Genomic DNA, 15,661 nt, shown 5'->3' on the forward strand with positions numbered 1-15,661 from the left:
CACCGGCAATGCACACGCAAACGCAGAACAGAAACACCGAAAGAACCCGGAGAACAACATGGCAATCAAGCTTCGCAAGCTGATCGTGCAGGTCGACGAGACGTGCATCGAGATGGGACAGACGATCGATCCGCCGGTGCGCCGCGCGGTCGCAATCGCGGTGATCGACAATCCTTATGCAGGCAGCTATGCGCCTAAACTCGACGCGCTGATCGAAGCCGGCGAAGAACTCGGCGGACTGCTCGGCCAGCGCTGCGTCGAAGCGCTCGGCATCGCACCCGGCGACGCGCAGAGCTACGGCAAGGCTGCGATCGTCGGCGAGGCGGGTGAGCTTGAACACGCGGCGGCGATCCTGCATCCGAAGCTCGGCACGCCGCTGCGCGCCGCAGTGCAGAAAGGCGCGGCGCTCGTGCCGTCGGCGAAGAAGATGGGCACGCTCGGCACCGCGATCGATGTGCCGCTCGGCCACAAGGACGCCGCCTTCGTGCGCAGCCATTTCGATGCGATCGAAGCCCGTGTTTCCGACGCGCCGCGCGCGAACGAGATCGTCGTCGCGGTCGCGGTGACGGCGGGCGGCCGTCCGCTGCCGCGCATCGGCGGGTTGCAGGTGAGCGAGATCAAGGGCGAAGACGGTTTGCGCTGATTTATTTCGCTGGTAGTGTCGTGTGGAGCGCCGCGCTTCATGCGGCTCCGCGGTATCGATGGACCCGTACCGTACGACGTCCGGGCAAGCTGAGGACCCGATGCTTTCGAATCTGCTGGTACAACTCGTCAACGGACTCGCCGACGCGTCTGCGCTGTTTCTCGTCGCGGCGGGCCTGTCGCTGATCTTCGGCGTGACGCGCATCGTCAACTTTGCGCATGGGTCGTTCTACATGATCGGCGTGTACGTCGCGTACACGCTGACGACCCGTTTCGGCGCGACGTTCGGCGGATTCTGGCTGTCGGTGGTGGGTGCGGCGCTCGCGGTCGCGGTGCTCGGCGCGCTCGTCGAATTCGTCGTGCTGCGGCGGATCTATCAGGCACCCGAGCTGTTCCATCTGCTCGCCACGTTCGCACTCGTGCTGATCTTTCGCGATGCGACTTTGTGGCTGTGGGGTCCGGAGGATCTGTTCGGCCCGCGTGCGCCGCATCTGTCGGGCTCGGTTCAACTGCTCGGTCATGCGCTGCCTACTTACGACATCGCGTTGATCGTGATCGGCCCTGTTGTGTTGCTGCTGCTCTGGTACGCACTCACGCGCACGCGCTGGGGCACGCTGGTGCGTGCGGCGACGCAGGATCGCGAGATGCTTGGTGCGCTCGGTATCAATCAGGCGTGGCTCTTTACCGGCGTGTTCTTCGCAGGCGCGTTTCTCGCGGGGCTCGGCGGTGCGTTGCAGGTGCCGCGGATGTCCGCAAATCTGTCGCTCGATCTCGATACGATCGGTAATGCGTTTGTCGTCGTCGTCGTGGGTGGGATGGGCTCCATTCCCGGCGCGTTCGTCGCCGCGCTGCTGATCGCGGAGATCAAGGCGCTGTGCATCGGCATCGGACATGTATCGATCTTTGGCCTCGACCTGTCGTTGAGCCGCTTCACGCTGGTGGCTGAATTCGTCGTGATGGCGGTGGTGCTGGTCGTGCGGCCGTGGGGTTTGCTCGGTCGTGCGAGCGCAGCGGTGCGCGCGATGGCTGCGCCCGAGGCGCCGTTGCGTCCCGCAGGAAAACGGCTGCGCTGGCTCGCGGTACTCGTCCTTGCGGTGCTCGCGCTCGCTCCGCTCGCGGCCAACGCGTTTCCGTACATGCCGGTGCTGCTCGTCGAAATCCTGATCGCGGTGCTGTTCGCGGCGAGCCTGCATTTCATCATGGGCCCCGGCGGCATGCATTCGTTCGGGCATGCCGCGTATTTCGGGCTCGGTGCATACGGTGCCGCGCTATTCCTCAAGGTGCTCGCGCTGCCGATGGAAGCGGCATTGCTGCTCGGTCCGTTGCTCGCGGCCGGTGGCGCGCTTGTGTTCGGCTGGTTCTGCGTGCGGCTGTCGGGCGTCTATCTTGCGATGCTGACGCTCGCGTTCGCGCAGATCGTCTGGTCAGTCGTGTTTCAGTGGGACGACGTGACGGGCGGTAGCAACGGGCTGCTCGGACTGTGGCCGTCGAACTGGCTGTCGTCGCCGGTTGCGTACTACTACCTGACGCTCGTGTGCGCGGCGATCGGCGTGTGGCTGCTGCGTCGAATGCTGTTCTCGCCGCTCGGCTATGCGATGCGCGCGTCGCGCGATTCGGTGCTGCGTGCGGAAGCGATCGGTATCGACGTGAAGCGCGTGCAATGGGCCGCGTTCGTCGTTGCTTCGCTGTTTTGCGGACTCGCCGGTTCGCTGTACGCGTTCTCGAAAGGCACGATCTCGCCGGAAGTGATCAGCGTGAGCCGTTCGGTCGACGGTCTGGTGATGGTGCTGCTCGGCGGATTGCAGACGTTGACCGGGCCGGTGGTCGGTGCTGCCGTGTTCACGTGGCTGCAGGACACTGTCGCGCGTCAAACGGATTACTGGCAGGCGCTGCTCGGCGCCGCGATCCTGCTGCTTGTGATTGCGTTTCCGCAGGGGATTGTCGGGTTCGTGCGCGAGCGCTTTGGTGGCGACTCCGATGCCGATACGAAGAATGGCGATGCGCCCAATACAACTGCGCACGCACAACCCACCGCGATAAAGGAGGGCCTATGAGCCTGCTGCGCGTCGCGGGTTTATCGAAAGCGTTCGGCGGACTGACCGCTGTCGACGACGTGAGTTTTGATCTCGCCGCCGGTCAACTGCTGGCGTTGCTCGGGCCGAACGGCGCGGGCAAGTCGACGTGTTTCAACATGGTCAACGGACAGTTGCGTCCGTCGGCGGGATCGATCCAGCTCGACGGTCACGAACTGGTTGGCATGCGGCCGCGCGATATCTGGCGGCTCGGCGTCGGCCGTACGTTCCAGATCGCTGCGACGTTCAATTCGATGACCGTGCTTGAAAACGTGCAGATGGCGCTGGTGTCGCGCGAACGCAAGCTGTTCGGTCTTTGGAAACCGGCCGCATCGTGGCACGCGGACGAAGCGCTCGAACTGCTCGAAAAGGTCGGCATGGCCGCGGACGCGCATCGTTCGTGCGGCGTGCTCGCGTACGGTGACGTGAAGCGCGTCGAACTCGCGATCGCGCTCGCGAATCGTCCCAAATTGCTGCTGATGGACGAGCCGACCGCCGGCATGGCGCCGCAGGAACGCAACGCGTTGATGGCGCTGACCAAGCGGCTGGTTATCGAACGCAACATCGGTGTGCTGTTCACCGAGCACAGCATGGACGTCGTGTTCGCTTACGCAGACAAAATGATTGTCCTCGCGCGCGGCAAGCTGATCGCCGAAGGCGACGCCGAATCGATCCGCAACGACACGCGCGTGCAGGAGGTCTACTTCGGCACGGGCAAGACGTTTCAGCCGCGTGCGCCGCTTGCATCGTCCGCGTCGGGATCGGGAGCGCTGCAATGACCACAACCAGCGAGCCGCTGCTGAAAGTCTCCGGCCTCAACGCGTTCTACGGCCGCGCGCACATCCTGTTCGATGTGAACCTCGAAGTCGGACGCGGCGAAGTCGTCGCGCTGATGGGCCGCAACGGCGCGGGTAAATCGACGACGATGAAAGCGGTGATGGGTCTGCTGCCGCGTCGCGAAGGACACGTGACGTTTCGCGGCACCGACATCGGCACGCTGCCGCCGTATCGCATCTCGCGGATGGGCATGGGCTTCGTGCCCGAGGACCGGCGCGTGTTCAGCGATCTGACCGTGCTGGAAAATCTCGACACGGGTCGTCAGCCGCCGCGCGACGGTGCGCCGCAATGGACGCCCGACAAACTGTTCCGCCTGTTTCCGAATCTCGGCGAAATGCCGAAGCGCCCCGGTGGCCAGATGAGCGGCGGCGAGCAGCAGATGCTCACCGTGTCGCGCACGCTGATGGGCAATCCGTACCTCGTGCTGCTCGACGAACCGTCGGAAGGCGTAGCGCCGGTGATCGTCGAGCAGATGGCGAACATGATTCTCGAACTGAAGCGCGAGGGGCTGTCGATCCTGTTGTCCGAACAGAACCTGCACTTCGCCGAGCTGGTCAGCGATCGCGCGTACGTGCTCGAAAAAGGGCAGATCCGCTTCGGCGGCACGATCGACGAACTCGCGCGGAACGAAACGGTCAGGCGCGCTTATCTGAGTGTCTGACGCCGTAACGTCGCGCTGTGCGCGAGCTGTTCAAAGGAGAGAGACAGATGGCGGTAGAGACGTTGGCAGGCACATCGGGCAAGGTCGTCGTGAAGCACATCGGACTGCTGCTGTCCGGTGACATCGACAATCCCGTGCTCGATGCGGACACGCTGGTGATCGACGACGGCACGATCGTCGCGGTCGGCAAGGAGAAGGACTGCGACACCGAAGGCGCGCGCACGACGATCGATTGCAAGGGCACGGCGGTGGCGCCAGGGCTGATCGATTCGCACGTGCATCCGGTGTTCGGCGACTGGACGCCCCGGCAAAACCAGATGGGCTGGATCGAATCGAATCTGAACGGCGGCGTGACGACGATGATCTCCGCCGGCGAAGTGCATCTGCCGGGTCGCCCGAAGGATATCGTCGGTCTGAAGGCGCTCGCGATCACCGCGCAGCGCTCGTTCGAAGGGATGCGCGGCGCGGGTGTCGGCGGCGGCGTGAAGGTGCTGGCCGGCGCGCCGGTGATCGAGAAGGGGATGGTCGAGGCCGACTTCAAGGAACTCGCCGACGCGGGCGTGAAGCTGCTCGGCGAAGTCGGACTCGGCAGCGTGAAGGCCGGCGAGGAAGCGGCGCAGATGGTCGCGTGGGCGCGCAAGTACGGCATCCAGAGCACGATCCACACGGGCGGTCCGTCGATTCCCGGCTCGGGGCTGATCGATCGCGACGTCGTGCTCGAAGCCGACGCCGACGTGATCGGCCACGTCAACGGCGGGCACACGTCGCTGTCGTACCGGCACGTGTGCGATCTGTGCGAGCAATCCACCCGCGCGCTCGAAATCGTCCACAACGGTAACGAACGCATCGCGCTGCTCACCGCGCGTCACGCGATCGAACTGAAGTGTCCGCACCGGATCATCCTCGGCACCGACAGCCCGGCCGGTTCCGGCGTGCAACCGCTCGGCATCCTGCGGATGATCGCGCTGATCTCGAGCCTCGCCGACGTGCCCGCCGAAATCGCGTTCTGCTTCGCGACCGGCAACACCGCGCGGCAACGCAATCTGCGTCAAGGACTGATCGAAGCCGGCCGTCCCGCCGACCTCGTGTTCATGGACCGCGCACAGCACACGGCGGCCGACACGCTGCTCGAAAGCGTGCAGCTCGGCGATATTCCGGGCGTGGGGATGGTGATGATCGACGGGTTGATCCGCTGCCGGCGCAGCCGCAACACGCCGCCCGCGACCGAAGTACCGGTCGTGCTGTAACGTACCGCGCGTCTACGCCGATGAACCGCCCCGTGCCCCTGACGCTCGACGTGAACGGCGCGACGCATTCGCTCGCCGTCGATCCCGATACGCCGCTGCTGTATCTGCTGCGTAACGATCTCGCGCTGAACGGTCCGAAGTTCGGCTGCGGGCTCGGCGAGTGCGGTGCGTGCACGGTGCTGCTCGACGGCATGCCGACGCGCTCTTGCGTGACGACCGCGCGCGTCGCGCAGGGTCGCGCGATCGTCACGCTCGAAGGGCTCGGCACGCGCGCGGCGTTGCATCCGGTGCAGCAGGCATTCATCGACGAAGACGCCGCGCAGTGCGGCTACTGCCTGAACGGCATGATCATGACGACGAAGGCGCTGCTCGATCGCGATCCGCAGCCGAGCATGGAGACGATCCGGCGCGAGCTGTCGCGGAATCTGTGTCGCTGCGGGACGCATGTCGAGATTTTGCGCGCGGTGCAGCGGGCGGTGGAGTTGCTAGCTGACGAACGGCGAGCGAAGGCATCGGCAGTCGCGCAGACGGCAGTACACGAAAACGCAACCGGGGATCGCTCATGACCGGCCCCGACTTCGGCGTGTCGCGCGGGCCGCAGCAGCCTCAGTCGCCAGGCACACGTCGACTCGATCTCGAATCGAACGTGCTGATCGTCTCGCGCATGCCCCAGGCGCCGGTGAAGCCCGCGCCGGGTCAGCCGGGTTCGCGCTCTTCGTATGTGCCGACTGCGGCGGAACGGTTCATAGCAGTGTGTGGCGACGGCAGCATCGTAGCGTTCAACGGGCACGTCGATCTCGGCACCGGCATTGGTACCGCGCTCGCGCAGATCGTCGCCGAAGAACTGGACGTGCCGCTGTCGCGCATATCAATCGTGCTCGGCCACACCGGCGACGTGCCGAACCAGGGCCCGACGATCGCGAGCGCGACGATCCAGATTTCCGCCGTGCCGTTGCGTGCGGCCGCTGCGCAGGCGCGCCGCTTTCTGATCGCCGAAGCGGCCACACATTTCGCGTGCGACGTGACTGCGCTCGACGTGCGCGACGGCATCGTCTATCCGCGCGATTCAACGCCCGCGCAAGGCATCGGCTACGGCGAGCTGATCGCGGGACGCCGGATCGAACTACCGCTCGCACTCGATACGCCGGTGAAAGCACCGGAGGACTACCGCATCGTTGGACGCCGGACGCCGCGCATCGACATTCCCGCGAAGGCCGTCGGCGAGCCGGCGTTCGTGCACGACGTGCGCGTGCCGGGCATGCTGCACGGACGCGTCGTGCGCCCGCCGTATGCGGGCGTCGCGCAGGGCGATTTCATCGGACACTCGCTGCTGCGGGTCGACGAGGCATCGATCGCGCATCTGCCGGGGATCGTGAAGGTGGTGGTGATTCGCGATTTCGTCGGCGTGGTGGCCGAGCGCGAGGAGATCGCACAGCAGGCCGCGAAACAGCTAGACGTGCGCTGGAAACCCGATGCGCACGAAGCGCTGCCGCCGCTCGACACAAGCGAAGCGGTCGAGGCTGCGTTGCGTGCGAATCCGGCGAAGCGGCGCGATCTGGTGATCGAAGGCGACGTCGACGCGGCGCTTGCGCAGACCGGTCAGACGCTCGAACGCACGTACGTGTGGCCGTTTCAGATGCATGCATCGATCGGACCGTCGTGTGCGGTGGCTGATTATCGCGAAGGCGCGGTGACGGTCTGGTCGGGGACGCAGAATCCGCATTCGCTGCGCGCCGATCTCGCGCTGCTGCTCGGCATCGACGAAGCGGGTGTCGACGTCGTGCGCAAGGATGCATCGGGTTGCTATGGCCGCAATTGTGCCGACGACGTCGCCGCCGATGCCGCGCTGCTGTCGCGCGCGGTCGGGCAGCCGGTACGCGTGCAGTTGTCGCGCGAGGACGAGCACGCGTGGGAACCGAAGGGTGCCGCGCAATTGATGGACGTACGCGGCGCGCTCGACGCGGACGGACAACTCGCGGGCTACGACTTCGCGACACGCTATCCGTCGAACGATGCACCGACGCTCGCACTGCTGCTGACCGGTGCAATCTCGCCGCAGCCGCAGGTGTTCGAGATGGGCGACCGGACGGCAGTGCCGCCGTACGACTACCGCAGCCTGCGGATCGTCTGTGACGATACGCCGCCGATCGTGCGTGCATCGTGGCTGCGTGGCGTATCGGCGTTGCCGAACACGTTCGCGCACGAATCGTTCATCGACGAACTCGCCGCGCAGGCCGGCGTCGATCCGGTCGAATTCCGCCTGAAGCATCTGACCGATCCGCGCGCGATCGATCTCGTGAAAGCGGTTGCGGAGAAGGCGGAGTGGACGCCACGCAACGCGACTGAGAACCGCGAGCGTGCAGAAGAAGCAGAACCCGCAAGCGATATCCTGCGCGGCCGAGGCTTCGCCTACGCACGCTACGTCCACAGCAAATTCCCCGGCTTCGGCGCCGCATGGTCCGCATGGGTCGCCGACGTCGAAGTGAACCGGCGCAGCGGCGAGCTGATGGTGACGCGCGTCGTCGCCGGCCAGGACACCGGCACGATGGTGAACCCCGACGGCGTGCGTCACCAGATCCACGGCAACGTGATCCAGGCGACGAGCCGCGCGCTGAAAGAACGCGTGACGTTCGGCGACAACGCGGTGACGAGCCAGGAGTGGGGCGCGTATCCGATCCTCACGTTCCGCGAAGTGCCGGTGATCGACGTCGTGATGATGCAGCGTCACGGCGAGCCGCCGATGGGCGCCGGCGAATCGGGGTCGCTGCCCGGCGCCGCCGCGATCGCGAACGCGCTGTACGACGCGACCGGCGTGCGCTTTCGGAGGCCGCCGTTCACGCCCGATGTGATCCGCGCGGCGCTCGCCGATGCGCAGGCCGAAGAAGCGAAGGCGCGTCGTCGCAAGCGCTGGCGTTTCGGGTTTCTCGGCGCACTCGCGGCGGGGGCGGCGGGGTGGCTCGGCGCGTGGTCGATTGCACCCGCGCCGATTGCACCGATCGCGCCGCCGCTCGCGAGTTCGTTCGCGCCCGAGCTGATCGCACGCGGCAAGCTGCTCGCCGCAGCCGGCGATTGCGCGGTGTGCCACACCGCGAGTCACGGCGTGCCGAATGCGGGCGGCCGTCCGCTCGACACGCCGTTCGGCACCATCTACACGACTAACATCACGCCCGATTCGCAGACCGGCATCGGCAACTGGTCGCTCGAAGCGTTCACGCGCGCGATGCGCAAAGGCATCCATCGCGACGGCCGGCACCTGTACCCCGCGTTTCCGTACACCGCATTCCAGAACGTCTCCGACGACGACATGAAAGCGCTGTACTCGTACCTGATGGCGCAGACGCCGGTGCGCTCGAGACCGCCGCAGACGTCGCTTGCATTCCCGTTCAGCATGCGTCCGTTGATGGCCGCGTGGAACGGGCTGTTCCTGCGCCGCACCGCATTCGCGGAGCAGCCCGCGCAGAGCGCGCAATGGAATCGCGGCGCGTATCTCGTCAACGGACTCGGTCATTGCAGCGCGTGTCATTCGCCGCGCAATGCATTCGGCGCGGAGAAAGCGGGCGCCGCGTTTCTCGGCGGCGGCGAAGCGGACGGCTGGCATGCGCCTGCGTTGACGTCGCTGTCGGATGCGCCGGTGCCGTGGAACGAGGACGAACTGTTCAGTTATCTGCGGCATGGCCATGCGCCGCTGCACGGTGTCGCGGCAGGGCCGATGGCGCCTGTCGTCAGCGAACTGGCCGAACTGCCCGACAGCGACATTCGCGCGATGGCGAGCTACCTCGCATCGTTTAATCCGGCGGAGCCGAATGCGAATCCGCATGCGCTCGCGCAGGCATACGAACAGGCGGCCGGCAGCCGCGTCGCGGTCGAGATGTCGACGGGCGTCGGTGCGCGGCTCTTCGACGGCGCGTGCGCCGCGTGTCATCACACCGGCAGCGGACCGCAGCTGTTCGGCGCGCATCCGTCGCTTGCGCTCAATACGAATCTGCACGGCGCGGCGCCGGATAATCTGATTCGCGTGATTCTCGACGGGATCGGCTCGCCGGCTCGCCCCGAACTCGGTACGATGCCGGCTTACCGCGACAGTTTCAACGATAAACAGATCGCCGAACTCGTGTCGTACATGCGACGCCAGTTCGCGGGCGGCAAGCCCGAATGGCAGAACGTCGAGGCAACAGTCGCGCGAGTTCGCGCGGCGCCGCGCGCAGAGTGAGCGCGATGTTGTCGATGTCGTATCAGCCGCTTTGTTTTTGCAGTCCGTAACCGCTTTCCCGCAATGCCTTCGATAACGGAGAAAAAGCATGACCACGCGCGCACGATGGATGACCCGCTTGACTGTCTCGCTTACTGTCTCGTTAACGCTGACGCTCGCCGCCACCGGCGCGCTCGCGCAGCAGACGATCAAGATCGGTGAGATCAACAGCTACAAGGCGCAGCCCGCCTTTCTCGGGCCCTACAAGAACGGCTGGAATCTCGCGCTCGATCAGGTGAACGCGGCGGGCGGCGTGCTCGGCAAACAGCTTGAAGTCGTCTCGCGCGACGACAACGGCAATCCGGGCGACACGATCCGCGTCGCGCAGGAACTGATCGCGCGCGAGCAGGTGCAACTGCTATTCGGCGGCTTCCTGTCGAACACCGGTCTCGCGCTGACCGACTTCGCGAAACAGCGTCGCATTTTCTTCCTCGCCGCCGAACCGCTGACCGACAAGATCGTCTGGGCCGACGGCAACAAGTACACGTACCGGCTGCGTCCGTCGACGTACATGCAGGTCGCGATGCTCGTGCCCGAAGCGGCGAAGCTGCACAAGCAGCGCTGGGCGGTGGTGTATCCGAACTACGAGTACGGGCAGTCGGCGGTCGCGACGTTCAAGAAACTGCTGAAGGCCGCGCAACCCGACGTGCAGTTCGTCTCTGAACAGGCGACGCCGCTCGGCAATCTCGACGCCGGCGCCGTGACCCAGGCGCTCGCCGACGCGAAGCCCGATGCGATCTTCAACGTGCTGTTCGGCGCGGACCTCGGCAAGTTCGTTCGTGAGGGCAATACGCGCGGTCTGTTCAAGGATCGCAGTGTCGTGTCGCTGCTGACCGGCGAGCCCGACTATCTCGACCCGCTCGGCGCCGAAGCGCCGACCGGCTGGATCGTCACCGGCTACCCGTGGTATTCGATCGACACGCCGGCGAACAAGACTTTCGTCGATGCGTATCGCGCGAAGTATCACGACTATCCGCGGCTGGGATCGGTGGTCGGTTATTCGGCGTTGATGTCGATCGCGAACGGGATCAAGAAGGCTGGTTCGACTGATCCGGACAAACTGGCCGCCGCGTTCAAGGGACTCGACGTGAACACGCCGTTCGGACCGATCACGTACCGCGCGCAGGACAACCAGTCGACGATGGGCGCGTACGTAGGCGTGACCGGCGTGAAGGACGGCAAGGGCATAATGACGTCGTACCGTTATATCGATGGTGCGAGCGTGCAGCCGTCGGATGCCGAAGTGAAGAAGCTGCGGCCGGCGGAGTGATCTGCTTTTTGCGGTACCTGTAGTAGCGCATGCCGCGTCGGGTTGCTGCTGATGCACGCAACCCGACGCATTCATCCCGACGATCCGTCACTCCTCCGCATCGTGTTCGGCGACGAAGCGCCGCAGATACGCGAGCACGGCGGCTTCCGTCGCGCGATGATCCGCGGGGCTCTTCGATCCCGCGTTCTCTTCGTCGCCGAACAGCGTCGGCGGCGCATCGTGCACGTCGACTTCGTACCCTTCGCGGTAGATGCGGATTTCGTGCAGACCCCCCGCGTATTCGGCGATCCAGTGAATTCCTTCGATATGGGCGCCCGCCCGGACTGACGGTGGTTTCATGCGACGTCTCCCGTTTTCCGATCGGGCCGGACAATGTGCCGGCCGGTTTCATCACCATACGCCGTCGTCGCGGGCGATGCACGTGATCCCGTGTGTGCATCGAGCGCCGACACGACAAGGCACGCGCGTTGCTGCATGACAGGACCCACAGCATATTTCCGGAGGACTGTCATGCCCGACAGGCAAACCGTGTCACGCGCCCGCGCCGACAAGCGCGCGGGCAACGCCCCGAGTACGCAGGCGGGTGAGTTCGTCAAGGACGAGGTCGATCGCGTTCGCGCCGGCAAGCACGGCGTGAAATCGGCAAAGCAGGCGATAGCGATCGGACTGTCGAAAGCGCGTCGCGCGGGCGTCGATCTGAAGGCTCCGAAGAAGGGGGCGACGAGCGAAACGACTCGCCGCAAAGCCGCAGCCGATCATGCTGCCGGTCAGCACGAGGGGACCGCGAAGAAGAAGCGTGCGAGCAGCGAGTCGACGGCGAAGCGCGCCCGCACCAGCGAAGCGGTGCTCAAGCGAGAGAGCGGTCGGGGAGCGTCGAGCGCGTCGATGTCGAAGCAGGCAAAGTCGGCGGCGGCGCATCGGCCGGCGGCAAGCCGCTCAGCTGCGGCGAAGAAAGCAGCGAAGACGAAGGGGGCGGCGGGGCGGTCGGCGGCTGCGAAGAAGGCGGCGCAGACGCGGGCAGCGCGCGCGCATCGCTAAACGTTTTCGCCTCAAAGAACCGCGCCGGGCAATCGGATCAACCGACGCCCGGCGCAACACCGCTACGCTTACTGCACAGTAGCCAGCACCTCACGCACCGTCCCGAAGATCCGCGCAATCTGTTCCTCATCGACGATCAGCGGCGGCGAGAACGCCAGAATGTCACCGGTGAAGCGCACCAGCACGCCCGCCTCGAAGCATTTGACGAACGCTTCGTACGCGCGTGCGCCCGGCGCGCCGTCGCGCGATTCGAGTTCGATACCGGCGACGAGCCCGAGATTGCGGACGTCCTTCACATGCTTCGCGTCGCGCAACGCGTGCGCGGCGTTTTCGAATGCCGGTGCGAGGCCGGCGGCGCGCGCGAACAGATCGTCGCGACGATACAGGTCGAGCGTCGCGATCGCGGCGGCTGCCGCGGCCGGGTGCGCCGAATACGTGTAGCCGTGGAACAGTTCGATTGCGCCCGGCGCACCGCCGTTCACGACGGTGTCGTGGATCGTGCGGCTCGCGGCCACCGCGCCCATCGGAATCGCGGCGTTGTTGATCGCTTTTGCCATCGTCAGCAGATCGGGCGTCACGCCGAAATACTCGCTCGCCGTCGCTTTGCCGAGGCGGCCGAAACCGGTGATCACTTCATCGAAAATCAGCAGGATGCCGTGCTTCGTGCAGATGTCGCGCAGACGTTGCAGATAGCCCTGCGGCGGAATCAGCACGCCCGTCGAACCGGCGACCGGCTCGACGATCACGGCCGCGATCGTCGATGCGTCGTGCAGCGTGACGAGGCGTTCGAGTTCGTCCGCGAGATGCGCGCCCCACGCGGGCTGACCCTTCGAGAACGCGTTGTGCTCGAGGTTGTGCGTGTGCGGCAGATGATCGACCGACGGCAGCAGCGCGCCGGAATACGTCTTGCGATTCGGCGCAATCCCGCCGACCGAAATCCCGCCGAAGCCCACGCCGTGATAACCGCGCTCGCGACCGATCAAGCGGGTGCGCTGGCCTTCGCCACGCGCGCGGTGATACGCGAGCGCGATCTTCAGCGCGGTGTCGACCGATTCGGAACCCGAGTTCGTGAAGAAGATGCGGTCGAGTCCGGTGGGCATCAGCTCCGCGACTTTCGACGCTGCTTCGAACGCGAGCGGGTGACCCATCTGGAAGGTCGGCGCGAAGTCGAGCGTCGAGAGCTGCTGCGTGATCGCGGCGACGATCTCGTCGCGGCTGTGACCCGCGTTCACGCACCACAGACCGGCGCAACCGTCGAGGACTTCGCGACCGTCGGTCGTGCGGTAGTACATACCCTTCGCCGATTCCAGCATGCGCGGCGCGGCCTTGAACTGGCGATTGGCGGTGAACGGCATCCAGAAAGACGACAGGTCGTCGATGACGGGGCGCGAAGTCATGAAATTCTCCTTGAAGGGCGCGTGGGACGAGACGTTGGACGTTGCGCAACTGTAGCGCCCGGGGTTAAATGACGCACATAAACAGTTCACCCATTGTGCTGCTGACTGTGCTGGCGAAACGGCGTGAACTGTGCTGCTCCATTGGCTTTTTTCCCCATGATCGAACTGGAACTGGATCGCGACCGACGTACCGCGCCGACGCTCGTCGAGCAACTGGTGCAGGGCTTCGCGCACGCGATCGAAGCGCACACGCTGCGCGCGGGCGCGTTGCTGCCGTCGGTGCGGCAGCTCGCGCAGCGTTATCAGCTGAGCACCTTTACCGTCACCGAGGCGTACAACCGTCTTGTTTCGATGGGTCTCGTGGTCGCGCGTCGCGGGTCCGGTTATCGCGTCGCACCGCGCGATGCGCCGCGCGCGAGCGCCGGCCAGTGGCAGTCATGGCAGCCGCCGAGTCTGACCGCGACGTGGCTGCTGTCCGACGTGTTCGCCGATCGCTCGGTGCCGATCAAGGCGGGCGGCGGCTGGCTGCCGAACGAGTGGATCAACGAGAGCGGGTTGCAGCACGCGCTGCGCGCGCTGTCGCGCGTGCCGGCCGCGCGCCTCGGCGACTACGGACAGCCATACGGTTTCGTGCCGCTGCGCGAGCGGATCGCGGAACAGCTCGACCGTCACGGCTTGCCCGTCGACGTCGCGAACGTGCTGCTTACGCAGGGCGCGACGCAGGGGCTCGACCTCATCGTGCGGACATTGCTGCGCGCGGGCGATGCAGTGATCGTCGAAGATCCGGGCTACTGCAATCTGCTGCAGATCCTGAAGCTCGCCGGGCTAAGCGTGCACGGCGTGCCGCGCACGCCGGCCGGCATCGATACCGACGCGCTCGAAACGCTGGTCGCCGCGCATCGGCCGAAAGCGATCTTCGTCAACACGACGCTGCAGAATCCGACCGGCGCGACCTTCAACATGGCCGCCGCGTTTCGTCTGCTGCAGGTCGCGGAGCGGCACGGGATGTGGGTGATCGAAGACGATGTGAGCCGCGAACTCGCGCCGCCCGGTGCGCCGCTGTTTGCTGCGCTCGAAGGTCTGCGGCGCGTGCTGTACGTCGGTGGTTTTTCGAAGACGGTGACGCCCGCGCTGCGCTGCGGCTACGTCGTCGCCGAACGCGACGTACTGCGCGAACTCGCGCGGACGAAGATGGCGGTGGGGCTCACGTCGTCGGAGACGATTGAGCGGATAGTGGACAAGGTGATGCTGGAGGGGCGCTACGCGCGTCACGTCGACGCGGTGAACGAGCGGCTGAAGGCCGCACATCTCGCGGTCGAGGCGCGGCTCGATGCGCTCGGGCTCGACGTGTTTCACCGGCCGCGCGCGGGGTTGTTCCTGTGGGCGAAGTTGCCGGTCGAACCCGAACGTGCCGCCGATATCGCGACCGCCGCGCTCGCCGACGGCATCTGGCTCGCGCCGGGCTCGTACTTCCGTCCCGACGACGCGCCGAGCGCGTGGTTCCGTTTCAACGCGCCGTACTCGACGGACGACGCGTTGTGGCGGTTTATCGAGAAGATTCGCTAGCTCGCGTTCGTTACGCGAGTAGTTTCAACGCAATCGGATACAACGTCGCGACGAGCAGCAGCGCCATCACCAGATTGAACGCACGCAGCCACACCGGCTTCGCAAGCAGCCGACGCATTGCTGTGCCGAACGCCGCCCACAAACAGATGCACGGCAGCCCAATCACGTAGAACAGCACGGCCATCAGCGTCGCGTTGAGACCGTAGTCGGCGCTCAGATGGATGGTCGTCGCGGCGGTCAGCACCATCATCCACGCCTTCGGATTGATCCACTGAAACGCGATCGCTTCGTGAAAGCGCATCGGACGACGATCGCCATTGCGCACCTGCACCTGCCCCGACGTCGCGATCTTCCACGCGAGGTACAGCAGATAGACCACGCTCGCGGTTTCGAGCACCGTGTACAGCAGCGGCCAGCGATGAAACGCTTCGCCGAGTCCGAAGCCGACCGCGAGCATCAACAGCACGACGCCCAGGCTGATGCCGAGAATATGCGGCAGCGTGCGGCGAAAACCGAAATTGACGCCCGACGCGAGCAGCATCGTGTTGTTCGGTCCAGGCGTGATCGTCGTGACGAGCGCGAACAGGATGCCGGCGGGCAGTGCGCTCAGGGTTTCGATGGACAGCATGAAAGGCTCCGATGAGAGTCGTTGCATGCAGTCTATCGGGGATGGCCTGTACAG

Annotated in this window: 13 protein-coding genes; 10 read left to right on the forward strand and 3 right to left on the reverse strand. The window is 65.7% G+C overall.

The window, feature by feature from the left end; genetic code table 11:
* The first annotated feature begins 58 nt into the window (after window positions 1-58).
* The 8 genes from E1748_RS10235 to E1748_RS10270 all read left to right on the forward strand — a co-directional run bounded on the left by E1748_RS10235 (window position 59) and on the right by E1748_RS10270 (window position 10,978).
* On the forward strand, window positions 59-643 hold the full coding sequence (locus E1748_RS10235; RefSeq protein ID WP_133646968.1) for an amino acid synthesis family protein: 585 nt from the start codon (window positions 59-61) through the stop codon (window positions 641-643).
* Between the two features lie 100 nt (window positions 644-743).
* A complete protein-coding gene (locus tag E1748_RS10240; protein ID WP_133646969.1) occupies window positions 744-2,696 on the forward strand; it encodes an ABC transporter permease in 1,953 nt (650 codons plus the stop codon).
* Complete coding sequence (locus E1748_RS10245) at window positions 2,693-3,493, forward strand: ABC transporter ATP-binding protein (protein WP_133646970.1); 801 nt, start codon at window positions 2,693-2,695, stop codon at window positions 3,491-3,493. The genes E1748_RS10240 and E1748_RS10245 overlap by 4 nt, the downstream gene beginning before the upstream one ends.
* Window positions 3,490-4,212 (forward strand): ABC transporter ATP-binding protein, encoded by a 723-nt coding sequence (locus E1748_RS10250; protein WP_133646971.1) that lies wholly within the window; start codon window positions 3,490-3,492, stop codon window positions 4,210-4,212. The genes E1748_RS10245 and E1748_RS10250 overlap by 4 nt, the downstream gene beginning before the upstream one ends.
* A 47-nt stretch (window positions 4,213-4,259) precedes the next feature.
* Window positions 4,260-5,459 carry an amidohydrolase family protein gene (locus E1748_RS10255; RefSeq protein WP_133646972.1) on the forward strand — a complete coding sequence of 400 codons (1,200 nt, stop codon included), beginning with the start codon at window positions 4,260-4,262 and terminating at the stop codon, window positions 5,457-5,459.
* A gap of 20 nt (window positions 5,460-5,479) precedes the next feature.
* Window positions 5,480-6,025 (forward strand): (2Fe-2S)-binding protein, encoded by a 546-nt coding sequence (locus E1748_RS10260; protein WP_133646973.1) that lies wholly within the window; start codon window positions 5,480-5,482, stop codon window positions 6,023-6,025.
* Window positions 6,022-9,669 carry a molybdopterin cofactor-binding domain-containing protein gene (locus E1748_RS10265; RefSeq protein WP_133646974.1) on the forward strand — a complete coding sequence of 1,216 codons (3,648 nt, stop codon included), beginning with the start codon at window positions 6,022-6,024 and terminating at the stop codon, window positions 9,667-9,669. The genes E1748_RS10260 and E1748_RS10265 overlap by 4 nt, the downstream gene beginning before the upstream one ends.
* An 88-nt stretch (window positions 9,670-9,757) precedes the next feature.
* Complete coding sequence (locus E1748_RS10270) at window positions 9,758-10,978, forward strand: ABC transporter substrate-binding protein (protein ID WP_133646975.1); 1,221 nt, start codon at window positions 9,758-9,760, stop codon at window positions 10,976-10,978.
* Between the two features lie 87 nt (window positions 10,979-11,065).
* Here the strand turns inward: E1748_RS10270 and E1748_RS10275 are convergent, their stop codons facing one another.
* The gene (locus tag E1748_RS10275) at window positions 11,066-11,317 is read right to left on the reverse strand and encodes a hypothetical protein (RefSeq protein WP_133646976.1); all 252 of its coding nucleotides are present in this window, start codon (window positions 11,315-11,317) and stop codon (window positions 11,066-11,068) included.
* Window positions 11,318-11,488: 171 nt separating this feature from the next.
* Between E1748_RS10275 and E1748_RS10280 the strand changes: the two genes are divergently transcribed.
* Entirely contained in the window at window positions 11,489-12,016 is a 528-nt protein-coding gene (locus E1748_RS10280) for a DUF6496 domain-containing protein (RefSeq protein ID WP_133646977.1), read from the forward strand.
* A 68-nt stretch (window positions 12,017-12,084) separates the two neighbouring features.
* Here the strand turns inward: E1748_RS10280 and aptA are convergent, their stop codons facing one another.
* A complete protein-coding gene (gene aptA / locus E1748_RS10285; protein WP_133646978.1) occupies window positions 12,085-13,413 on the reverse strand; it encodes an omega-aminotransferase AptA in 1,329 nt (442 codons plus the stop codon).
* A gap of 156 nt (window positions 13,414-13,569) precedes the next feature.
* On the opposite strand from aptA, the gene E1748_RS10290 reads away from it, so the two are divergent.
* Window positions 13,570-14,979 carry an aminotransferase-like domain-containing protein gene (locus E1748_RS10290; protein WP_133646979.1) on the forward strand — a complete coding sequence of 470 codons (1,410 nt, stop codon included), beginning with the start codon at window positions 13,570-13,572 and terminating at the stop codon, window positions 14,977-14,979.
* 10 nt (window positions 14,980-14,989) lie between these two features.
* Here the strand turns inward: E1748_RS10290 and E1748_RS10295 are convergent, their stop codons facing one another.
* Window positions 14,990-15,604 carry a LysE family translocator gene (locus E1748_RS10295; RefSeq protein WP_205965241.1) on the reverse strand — a complete coding sequence of 205 codons (615 nt, stop codon included), beginning with the start codon at window positions 15,602-15,604 and terminating at the stop codon, window positions 14,990-14,992.
* Window positions 15,605-15,661 lie beyond the last annotated feature (57 nt).

This window comes from Paraburkholderia flava (assembly GCF_004359985.1).
Classification (GTDB): Bacteria; Pseudomonadota; Gammaproteobacteria; order Burkholderiales; family Burkholderiaceae; genus Paraburkholderia; species Paraburkholderia flava.

Coding starts and splice junctions, on each gene's coding strand:
- E1748_RS10250 (WP_133646971.1), top strand. CDS start 3,490: ATGACCACAACCAGCGAGCCGCTGCTGAAAGTCTCCGGCCTCAACGCG.
- E1748_RS10255 (WP_133646972.1), top strand. CDS start 4,260: ATGGCGGTAGAGACGTTGGCAGGCACATCGGGCAAGGTCGTCGTGAAG.
- E1748_RS10260 (WP_133646973.1), top strand. CDS start 5,480: ATGAACCGCCCCGTGCCCCTGACGCTCGACGTGAACGGCGCGACGCAT.
- E1748_RS10240 (WP_133646969.1), top strand. CDS start 744: ATGCTTTCGAATCTGCTGGTACAACTCGTCAACGGACTCGCCGACGCG.
- E1748_RS10290 (WP_133646979.1), top strand. CDS start 13,570: ATGATCGAACTGGAACTGGATCGCGACCGACGTACCGCGCCGACGCTC.
- E1748_RS10270 (WP_133646975.1), top strand. CDS start 9,758: ATGACCACGCGCGCACGATGGATGACCCGCTTGACTGTCTCGCTTACT.
- E1748_RS10280 (WP_133646977.1), top strand. CDS start 11,489: ATGCCCGACAGGCAAACCGTGTCACGCGCCCGCGCCGACAAGCGCGCG.
- E1748_RS10265 (WP_133646974.1), top strand. CDS start 6,022: ATGACCGGCCCCGACTTCGGCGTGTCGCGCGGGCCGCAGCAGCCTCAG.
- E1748_RS10235 (WP_133646968.1), top strand. CDS start 59: ATGGCAATCAAGCTTCGCAAGCTGATCGTGCAGGTCGACGAGACGTGC.
- E1748_RS10275 (WP_133646976.1), bottom strand. CDS start 11,317: ATGAAACCACCGTCAGTCCGGGCGGGCGCCCATATCGAAGGAATTCAC.
- aptA (WP_133646978.1), bottom strand. CDS start 13,413: ATGACTTCGCGCCCCGTCATCGACGACCTGTCGTCTTTCTGGATGCCG.
- E1748_RS10245 (WP_133646970.1), top strand. CDS start 2,693: ATGAGCCTGCTGCGCGTCGCGGGTTTATCGAAAGCGTTCGGCGGACTG.